7 protein-coding genes are annotated in these 10,378 nt (G+C 45.0%); 4 read left to right on the forward strand and 3 right to left on the reverse strand.

Going from position 1 to position 10,378, the window contains the following annotated elements; all coding sequences use genetic code 11:
- Nucleotides 1-93: 93 nt before the first annotated feature.
- The 4 genes from ACX0G9_RS01315 to ACX0G9_RS01330 all read left to right on the forward strand — a co-directional run bounded on the left by ACX0G9_RS01315 (nucleotide 94) and on the right by ACX0G9_RS01330 (nucleotide 2,284).
- On the forward strand, nucleotides 94-309 hold the full coding sequence (locus ACX0G9_RS01315; protein WP_459063031.1) for a hypothetical protein: 216 nt from the start codon (nucleotides 94-96) through the stop codon (nucleotides 307-309).
- Between the two features lie 424 nt (nucleotides 310-733).
- A complete protein-coding gene (locus ACX0G9_RS01320; RefSeq protein WP_459063032.1) occupies nucleotides 734-1,240 on the forward strand; it encodes a pyridoxamine 5'-phosphate oxidase family protein in 507 nt (168 codons plus the stop codon).
- Nucleotides 1,241-1,325: 85 nt separating this feature from the next.
- Nucleotides 1,326-1,919, forward strand: coding sequence for a DUF4142 domain-containing protein (locus ACX0G9_RS01325; protein WP_459063033.1), 594 nt, complete (start codon nucleotides 1,326-1,328; stop codon nucleotides 1,917-1,919).
- A 41-nt stretch (nucleotides 1,920-1,960) separates the two neighbouring features.
- Nucleotides 1,961-2,284 carry a hypothetical protein gene (locus ACX0G9_RS01330; RefSeq protein WP_459063034.1) on the forward strand — a complete coding sequence of 108 codons (324 nt, stop codon included), beginning with the start codon at nucleotides 1,961-1,963 and terminating at the stop codon, nucleotides 2,282-2,284.
- A gap of 107 nt (nucleotides 2,285-2,391) precedes the next feature.
- On the opposite strand, the gene ACX0G9_RS01335 is transcribed toward ACX0G9_RS01330, so the two are convergent.
- The 3 genes from ACX0G9_RS01335 to ACX0G9_RS01345 form a co-directional block, all read right to left on the reverse strand.
- Complete coding sequence (locus ACX0G9_RS01335) at nucleotides 2,392-4,800, reverse strand: ABC transporter permease (RefSeq protein ID WP_459063035.1); 2,409 nt, start codon at nucleotides 4,798-4,800, stop codon at nucleotides 2,392-2,394.
- 523 nt (nucleotides 4,801-5,323) lie between these two features.
- Nucleotides 5,324-6,952, reverse strand: a complete 1,629-nt coding sequence (locus ACX0G9_RS01340) for a RagB/SusD family nutrient uptake outer membrane protein (RefSeq protein ID WP_459063036.1) — start codon at nucleotides 6,950-6,952, stop codon at nucleotides 5,324-5,326.
- A 25-nt stretch (nucleotides 6,953-6,977) separates the two neighbouring features.
- Nucleotides 6,978-9,974, reverse strand: a complete 2,997-nt coding sequence (locus ACX0G9_RS01345) for a SusC/RagA family TonB-linked outer membrane protein (RefSeq protein ID WP_459063037.1) — start codon at nucleotides 9,972-9,974, stop codon at nucleotides 6,978-6,980.
- Between the last annotated feature and the right edge of the window lie 404 nt (nucleotides 9,975-10,378).

A 10,378-nucleotide genomic window follows, 5' to 3' on the forward strand; every position in this document is an offset into this window, starting at 1 on the left:
GGGATATCCTTGCAAAAAACCCCTATCATACCCTGGCATTGTTTTTTATTCTTTTATCCGGTAAACAATTAATTAACCTTCAAAACCAGAATTATGAAAGATAACAAACAGATGCAGCCGTCTTCTCCGAAACTGAGCCGGGAAAATAAACATAAAGTTCAAAAAAGCACTGCCAAAGGTCATAGGAACGAATCCCATGATGCTGAGGATGAGCCGGTAACAGAAGAAAGTCCTGATACTGCAAAACCTGCTGAGATCGGAGATGATCCCGAGGGAACAAAAAAGAAGATTCCGCAATTGAAAAAATGAGATAGGTCTTAAAAGGATGAGATAAATCCGATAATTTGAGACAGATCTTAAATGATAGACCCCTGTAGAAACAGGGGTCTGTTTTTTTATTCTTTCAGGCTCATTGTCATACAAACCTATCAAAAAAGTATGCCAGAAAAAAATATCACTGCTTTCGCTATGCCAAGTATTTAAAAGTTTTGGCAAGACTTATAGTAGAATAAATGGGGATGATCCGGTAGTAGAATAAATAGAGATGATCCGGGCATTGTGCAAATTTTTCCTCATCCTTCCCAATTGGTTCATCCAATCACTAAATAAGGATTTCTGTTTACTTGCCGCATTTGGTTTTTTTTGCCTTGATAATGAATAGGTCATGCATATTCCCCAAAACCAGTAAGAGGGCTGGTATTGATTTTGAAATTAATTGTTAAAACCTCAGGATATGGAACATTCATCAGATCTCCGCTTTCTCCAGGAAAAGATACAGGATATAAGAAGTGCGCTTTTTTTTAGCCAGAACACTTCTTTGTTGAGAATTTCCACCTCAATCGTATCTGTATTAAAAGTAGACGATTTGGGACAAATGTGGTTTTTTGTACCCAGGCCAAGACAGGCCCTGCACGAATTCGACAAGGAATTCCCGGTTAAACTGGAGTTTTTCCGGAAAGGCAGGAATTTTTTCCTCCATATCAGCGGCAAAGCCTATATCGTAAATGATCCGGAAGAGATTAATAGCCTGATGGATGAAGACCTCAGGGGGTTGGCTACCGGCAATAGGGTACTTATAAAGGTAAAAATGGGTAAGGCGGATTATTTTGAAACTCTCCCTCCGGACACCATAGGGTGGTGGGGTGAGATTCGTGGGAAATTAATGGGTTGGTTATTTAACAATCGTCCCGGCTACAGGCCCTATCATGTCGATACCCATCTTGCTTTGTCTTTTTTTTAATGGCGGATCACGAATCTGGTTTTTAGGATAAGGTGGCCAGGCTGGTGGCATAGCATTTGAAGATATCCAGGAAAAACACTGAATTATGAAAAACGTTATTAACTATTGCGCTGCCGCCCTTCTGGCTCTTGCCTGTTCGAATTGTAACAACAGTGGCCAGAACGATAGCGTAAAAGAAGCAAAAGATTCCAATACTGTAAAGATGGATTCGGGGACTACTGCAGCATCCATTCCCGGTTCCGTTTCAAAAGATGATGCAAAATTTGTCGTAACGGTCGCGGATGTAGGGATGACAGAAGTCCAGCTCGGACAATTGGCGCAACAGAAAGGAATGGCTAAAGATGTAAAGGAGTATGGGGCTATGATGGAAAAAGATCATACGGCCGCCGGAGATAAATTAAAGGCAGTGGCCAGTTCTAAAAATATTACTTTACCTACGACTATTTCCCAGGAAGCACAAAAGGACATCGATGATCTCCAGAAAAAAAGCGGTAAAGATTTCGACAAGGCCTATATCGATATGATGATCGACGGTCATAAAAAGACCATCTCAAAATTTGAAGACGAATCAAAAAATGGTTCTGATGCCGATATAAGGGCATTTGCAGACAGCACACTCCATACCTTGAAAATGCATTTGAGCGAAGCCGAAAAATGCCATAACATGATGAAGAAATAAGTTCACCGTTATACAAACATTATACACTAAAATAAATTATCATGAAAAAAGTATTATTTCTGTTGTTAAGTATTTCCATAGCCGCAGGGGCAATGGCGCAAACGGATCCTCCGAAAAAAGCGGAAATGAAGGATCTTAAAACCGATGTAAGGGAAAAGAAAGCGGCCAAACACAAAGTAAATAAAGACCTTGGACATTTGAGATTAAGGAAAGCCACCAAAGATCAAAAAGTGGTAAGGGCGGAAAATAAGGACATTAACAAGGATGCCAAACGCCTGAAAAACAGAGGGGTTGAACACCCCGTAACCAAGGCCAAACGTCAGGTGAAGGTGGAAGATGATGCAAAGAAGGATCATACGAATTAGGCGGTAACAAACCTTTGCATCAGGAGTAAAAAATTAAGGAATTTACGGACATCAATAAACTAAAAAGGCCGTCTCCATGTTTGTACAAACATGGAGACGGCTTTAATTTATTCGTTTCGTAGTGCCTGGATAGGGTTTGCGAGCGCTGCCCGTATTGCCTGCACACTAATAGTGATAACTGCGATTAATATGGCCAGCACGCCAGCCAGCAGGAACACGCCTAAACCGATAGAGACACGATATGCAAAACTTTCCAGCCATTTATGCATGACCAACCAGGCTAATGGTGTGGCGACCAGGACAGCGATGGCCACCAGTTTTACCAGGTCTTTGGATAAAAGCCGGACAATGCTCATCAGGCTGGCTCCCAGAACTTTACGGACGCCGATCTCTTTGGTACGTTGTTCTGCTGTAAAGGTCACCAGTCCAAACAATCCCAGACAAGCGATGAAAATCGCCAGTGCGGCAAAAATGAACAAAATACTTCCCTGTTTTTTTTCCGCCTCGTATTGTGCTGCAAAATTCTGATCCAGAAAATGATAGGCAAAGGGGTTTTGGGCGTCAAATTGGCGATAAGTCTCTTCGATATATTTAATGGCTGCCGGAACGTTGGTCCGGTTTACCCGGACATATAAATTGTCTTCTTCGTTGGTTACCGGAGGCATTTTCAGAACAAGAGGTTCGATCCTATGCTGTAGGGAGTAAATATTAAAATCTTTTACCACCCCGATCACGAGAGACTCCGATCTGTCTTCTTGTTTTTCCCCATTTGACTGCACCCGTTTGCCTATCGGATCTGCCCAGCCCAGCTCCTTCACGAGTGTTTCATTCACCAATACAGAACCTGTTTTATCGGCAGGTCTGTCCGTTGAAAATCCTCTGCCTTTTAATAATTTGATTTGCAGGGTATGGAGGTAATCTGCATCGATCATAAAAGCCTGTACCATCCGCGGGAAAATGGCGATCTGTCCATTTTCTTCGAAGTTGAATGTGTTCGAGCCGATATTGTTATCGCCGATGGGATTGCTGGCTGCCGCCGCCGCTTCTATCAATGGATTTTGTAATAACCGGACTTTCAGGGTTTCTACCCTGGAGCGAACTGCATGATCTGAAATGTGGAAGGACAGCACCTGATCCTTATTGAACCCCAGATCCCTGTTCAGGACATAATGTAATTGTTGGTAGATGACGCAGCAAGAGGCTATCAGCATGATGGTGATCACGAATTGAAAAGTGACGAGCGATTTACGGAAAAAAACATTGAAGGACAAATTTCCCTGTTGCCCCTTGAGGGCCGGAATTGTCCGGAACCGGGAAAGGAAGAGAGCTGGATAGATTCCGCCTGCCACTCCGGTGATCAGTGTGAAAACTGCGAGGATTCCCATCGTTTTTCCTGTACCGAACTGCCATAAGGTTAGCATTTTACCCGAAAGCTGATTAAAGTAGGAGAGGATAAGATCTGATAACAAACCGGCGATGACAACGGCAAAAAGGGTGAATAATACAGATTCCGACAGGAATAGCAGGATGAGTTGTTTGCGCCCGGAACCGACCACTTTCCGGATGCCTACTTCTTTTACCCGTATGGAAGACCGGGCCGTAGCCAGGTTTACATAATTGATCAGTGCGATCAGGAGGACCAGCAGGGCTACTGATGAAAACAGGATGATATAACGGATGTCGCCATTGCGGCCGATCTCATAACCGAGGTTGGAATGCAGATGAATGGAAGGCAGGGATTGTAATTCCATCCGGTATTCCATTTTTCCTCCCTGGGCTTTTTTCAATTCGTCCTTGAAATGACGTTCATAAAAAGCGGGGAACTTTGCGGCCAGTTTGTTTGCGTCTGCTCCTTTATGTAAAAGCAGGTAGGTGTAGACATAAGAATTATTCCAGGTATCCGGCAGATCATGCGGCATGGAGCACAATGCGCTGAAAGACAAATGGGAATTCTGCGGAATATCTCGGATCACTCCCGTGACAAGGACCGGTCCGCCATTTTGGAATTGGATCGTTTTATCCAGGGCCAGTTCTGCTCTTCCAAACAGTTTTTCTGCAAGGCTTTGGGTCAATACGATCGACTGAGGTTTGGCCAGTGCTTCATGTGGGTCCCCATATAAAAAAGGATACCGGAACAGGGTGAACAGAGAGGGGTCGGCAAAAAGAATGTCATCCACTTTCAGTTTTTTTTCCTGAAAGATCAGGGTTCCGCCACCTTCAGCGTCAATCCGTGTAGCCGCTTCGACCTCTGAAAAATCATGAAGAAGGGCGGGGGCCAGCGGAGGGGCTGTAGGGGCTAATTGGAAACTTCCCGTAGGCCAGGATCCATACTGTACAACCCGGAAGATCCGGTCGGCATTTTCAAAAGACCGGTCATAACTCAGTTCATTGGCTATATAAAGGGCCATCATCCAAAAGATGGCAATCCCCACGGCCAGACCCGTAATATTAATAAACGAAAAAACTTTATGTTTTTTCAAATTCCGGAAGGCTATACGGCAATAGTTAATAAGCATAATCAATATTATGCAAAAAGGATGTCAATCCCATGCCATTGTCCTATCGTATTGGTATGCAATTATTTATTGAAAGGAAGTTCCGGGGAGAGTTCATTATTAATACATAGTATGTTCGTTTTTGATACATCGGATGTCTCATTTTTGTCTCTCATGACTCGTCCGGCTAAAACTATACAGATGGTCTTATTTTTGGCTCTCAAAATCCTGATTCGTTAAGAACTTTGTACCAAGGTGTACAAAGAAATCTCAAGAAAAAATCGGAGAACTACAGGTTGTCCCTGTAATCCTCCGGCAAGTAAGGTCCGCAAATAAGGTCCTCCGGCAAGTAACGATCCTCCAGAAATAACCATCCTAAAAGGAATAAGATCCTAAAAGGAATAACTATCCTGAAAGGAATAACTATCCTGAAAGATATAACCATCCTCCAACCCAGGGGGGTACTGGGGGCCCACCCCCAGTCGCGACGCACAATTGTATTGATAAGGGCCTGCGACACTTTTTGAAAAAAAGCAGGCCCTTATCAATACCCCTGGTTCTGTTTCAGGTTATTATTTTTATCCAGCTCATCCTGAGGGATGGGGAACAAGGTTCTGAAATCGCCATTAGGTACATGGGAAAGCCATGATTTTTTGGTAAATACTCCGAAGCGGATCATGTCGGGTCTGCGTCTTCCTTCCATGGCAAATTCCCAACCCAGTTCATCGAGGAACCTGCCGTATTGGATATCTGCACCGCCTTCAGGGTTCTGGATCACATCGTTTACGGCAACACCATAGTTATAGCTGCTGCCCGCCATAAGGTCTGCCCCGGTTACGATGGCTTTGGCCGGATTGCTACGGAAGCTTCGCTGACGGACATCGGTGACGATGGTCGCTGCATCCCCGGCCTGTCCTTTCCGCAAGAGGCATTCCGCTTTCATCATAAGCACATCTGCATAACGGAAGAAAGGGCAATCATTACTGAGATCGAACAAAGCCCCGCTTGCAAATTCGTATTTGCCCAGCCGGAAACCATTTATCTCCGTTGAGGAGTCTATGCCTGGCAATTTATTGACGAATTCCAGCAAATGCCCCTGGGTGGATAATGGAGGATATTCGCAGCCTAATTGCTGGCCCGTATTTAAATTGTACTGAGGTCCTTGTATCCAGTTCTCCTTTAACCGCAGGTCATCGGGATCATAGGTGTTGATGAATTGCGGTATAGCGCAGATTCCGCCCCATGGTGAGTTTTGCAGGTTAAACGAACTTTGGCTGATTGGCTGTAAGGTTTTTAACTGGATGTTAAACCCGGCTGCAAATTTTTCGTCGAAAGGAATGGCAAAAACAATTTCTTTTGAATTCTGGTTATCCGTTTTGAACACATCCCGCTGATTAGGTTCCAGGAGATAGTTGCCGGAGAGGATAACCGAGTCACAGGCGCTGATACAATCATCCCAGGCTGTTTGCCCGGTATAAACACCGGCATTCAGGTACATTTTGGCGAGTAGGGTATAAGCGGCCCATTTGTTCATCCTTCCATAGGTTGATTTATCGGCATCGTTTTTTAACAGGGAAATATTGTCCTTGATTTCCTTGATAATAAAATCATAGACTTCCTTTCTGGTATTCTGAGTGGGCAAAAAACCGGCGGCTACATCGTATTTGGTCACGATCGGTACATTCCCGAAATTATCGCAGAGTACATAATAATAAAGCGCCCGCAGGACTTTTAATTCTGCCAGTAAAGTCTCTTTACCGGTGGTAACGGGTATCTTCCCCGATTCGATCTGGAAAATGACCCGGTTGCAATTGGTGATTCCGGTATAACTGGGGCTCCAGACGGCCGACATATGATATTGGAGGGAATTGAAGGTATGCATGTGCATCCTTTTATAATCGCCGCCATCCACCCATCCGTTCGGACGGGCAGGGATAACAAGGGCATCTGCGGTTATTTCTTCAACGTCATAAAGGCCATCCCATCCCATCATCAGGTCCCGGAGAGTAGAATAGGTGGGACCTACCAGGGAGCTGAGATCATTTTCAGTGGGTACGAATTTATCGGAGTCGATATCAGAATATATTTTATTATCCAGCTTGGTACAACTGGCATAGGAAAAGCAAACAAACAGGATCAGCGCCCGGATAGTTTTTGCATTTATTTTTAACATACAGATTCGATTTGGCGGTTAACAATTAAAAAGTGAGATTCAGACCAAGCGTGTAGGTACGGGTAGTGGGATACTTATCCCGGTCGTCATCTCCGTAGGCAAGAGGCTGGGAAGCAGGGGTGTTAACCTCCGGATCCAATCCTTTATATTTGGTAATGGTGAAGGTGTTAAGCGTAGACACATATACTCTGGCGGCTTTAAAGATCTTATTATTGTTCAGGCCGAAATTATAACCCAGCGTAATATTGTCGATCTTCAGGAAATTGCCGTTTTCGACATAATAATTCGTATACTCCAGCACATCATTGAGGACTGCCTTTCCGTATACTTTGTCATAGGCAGATTTCAGGCTGTTATATTGTGTGACGGTAGGGTTTTCATAATACATGCGCTGGAAATTGAGGATCTGAAATCCAAATGCTCCACGCATGCTGATATTCAGGTCTATGTTTTTATAACGGAAATTATTGTTCCATCCTGCATAATACTTTGGCAAGCCGTTACCCAGGATGGCTTTGTTGGTGGGGTCTTTATCCAATGTGGTTTTTCCGTCTTTTGTCTGGTATATCCATTTGCCGTCATCGGTAATATCTACTACTTTGTATCCGTAAAAATTACCTATGTGCTTGCCCACCTGTACACGATGTGTTGCCTGCTGCACCGGCTCTCCTGTATAACCAGCGTCAAAATAATCCACAGTGGTCTTATAGAGGTCGTTGGAAAGAGAAACCAGTTTATTGCTGTTGGTGGAGAAATTGACGCTCGAACGCCATTGGAAATCTTTGGCGGAAACCGGTATGAAATTCAACAGCACTTCCAATCCCTTGTTCTGCATGGCGCCCACATTGGCCCATATAGTAGGGTACAGATAGGGCGGTGTGGGTACATTGTATTGATACAACATATCCTTTGTCTTCCGGTTGTAATAATCGATGCTGCCGCTGATTCTGTTTTTGAACAGGGAGAAATCGAGGCCGATATTGACTTCTTCTTTTTTCTCCCAGCGCAGATCGGGATTTGGATTGGAGGCGGGTAAGAGTTGCGGCATCCAGACGCCATTCACTAAGGTATAACCGGTGTAACCCAATAAAGGCAAGGCCAGGTAACTATCGGTGGGAGCTGTTCCGGTGATGCCATATCCTGCCCTTAATTTCAGATCATTAATGAAGGTCACGCCCTGCATAAAACTTTCTTTACTGATCCTCCAGCCTGCCGATATTGAAGGGAAATCCCCGAATTTATGGTTGGCGCCAAACTTGGAAGACCCTTCGTGGCGGATACTGGCAGCCAGCAGGTATTTGTCCTGGTAGTTATAATTCAGCCTGCCAAAAAAACCGATCAGGTTGGAATAATTTTTGACGCTGGACATAGGGGCCAGCCCTTTCTTTAAGGCATTACCCAACCCGATATTGTTATAGGAAAAAATATCGGTCGGGAAGTCCCAGTTTTGCATGTAGTAGTCCTCATAAGTATCGTCCTGGTAACTATATCCTCCTAATACGGTCAGTGAATGGTCGTTAATTCTTCGGCTATATTCAGCCGTTAATTCCAGAAGGTTCGAGGTCGTTGCCTGGGTGCCCCTTGATGCATAACCATTCCTGCCATCCCTGGTAGTCGAAATATTTTTCTTGGTTTCCGAATAGCCCCTGGTCTGGTTGTATTTTGTCTGGGCGCCAAGGCCCTTGAATTTGAGACCGGCAATCGGCTCAAAAAGAAGCGAACCGCTGTATCTTGTATTAGTCGCGGCATTTTCGCCGTAACTTTCTGCCAGCCTTGTTACGGGGTTGGAATAATTATAAATACTTCTTTCAATCCAATTGCCTGCGGAATCCTTTATGGCATCGGTCGGGTTGCGAAGTACAGCCTGCCGGTAGGTATAACCGTTGAAACTGGCTCCGTCTCCTGTCGTAAAATATTTATTGCTGCTGCTGACCATGTCTGCACTGACCTTTAATTTGCCGTCGAACATGCTATGGTTGACATTAATGTGAGCATTCAGGGTCTTATTGTCCGAATGGAGGAAGATCCCCTGCATACTACGGTAGTTCAGCTCAGCGACATAATTTGTTTTGGAGTTGCCGCCCCGCAGACTGAGATTATGAATTTGTGAAACCGGGGTGCGGGTAATGGCCTTTAGCCAGTCCGTATTACCTCCATAATCGATACGGGGTATCCCTTGTGCGGCCAGCCTTTTATAATCGGCGGCCGTAAGCAGATCCAGTTTTTTTACAATGGTCTGGGTACTTACATTACCATTGTATTCAAGGGTAGGCTCGGCATTGGCAGCAGCCCTCCGGGTCGTGATCAGGATGACCCCGTTTGTGCCACGGGTTCCGTAAATGGCGGCCGCGGATCCGTCTTTCAGTACATCAATGGATTCTATGTTCTCCGGAGCGACCGTATTTAAATTTCCGGGAATGCCGTCGATCAGTACCAGGGGAGCGGACCCTGATGCCAGCGTCGGAATTCCCCGGAGTATGATCGCCGAATTGGCCGTAGGATCGCCGCTGGGCATGATGACGGATACGCCTGCCACTTTCCCTTGTATCAATTGCGCTGCATCCTGTACACTGCCTTTGACAAAGTCTGCTGATTTGACACTGGCGACGGCGCTGGTCACATCACCTTTCTTCTGCGTTCCATAACCGACTACTACCACCTCATTCAGATTGGCGGCAGTGGGTTTTAATTCTATATCGATAAATGATTTGCCGGAAACTTTTATTTCCAGTTTTTCATACCCTACCGACGAGGTTACCAGCGTATTTTCGGTTCCTTCCAGTTCCAGGGTAAACTTTCCGTTTATATCCGTTGCTGTAGCCTTATTTGTTCCTTTCACCTGTACGGAAATCCCCGATAAGATCTGCCGGGTTTGAAAATCCCTTACGATACCCTGGATCTTCCGGGTGTCGTTAGCGGGGAAGTAAGGGAGCCTCCTGGTTTCCGAGGGGGGTGATGCAAAGGCGGATGACCACAACATCCCCAATAGGGCCAGAAGCGGCAGATTAAGTTTTTTTTTCATAACGTTAATTTTGTTTTGATTAAAGTATAGGCACAGTTGTACAAGGCAGGAACTTGCCCTAAATGAAAAAATGAGGATATACCCCATTGCGGATGCTTTATACGGTTATTCCTACTATCGTCGGCACTTTATCCGGACCAGCATTTTCTGGTTGACGTATCAGGCAATCGTTAAGGGCAAAACAAATTTATTGTCAAATCAACACTTTATACAACCGGATTTTAACATCTTATTGACGGGAATTAACAATAATTGTACGAATGACAATATTATTCGGATTGCAGGAATGCAGGCATAGCGCGGCAGAGACGGTACGGCAGGCAGAGTGCCTTGGCCGGAAGGGTGCCTTGACCGAAAGCTAAGAATCCTGCAGATGAAGTCCCTTGACCGGGACCTCTGCTGCA

This window comes from Flavitalea flava, assembly GCF_054461575.1.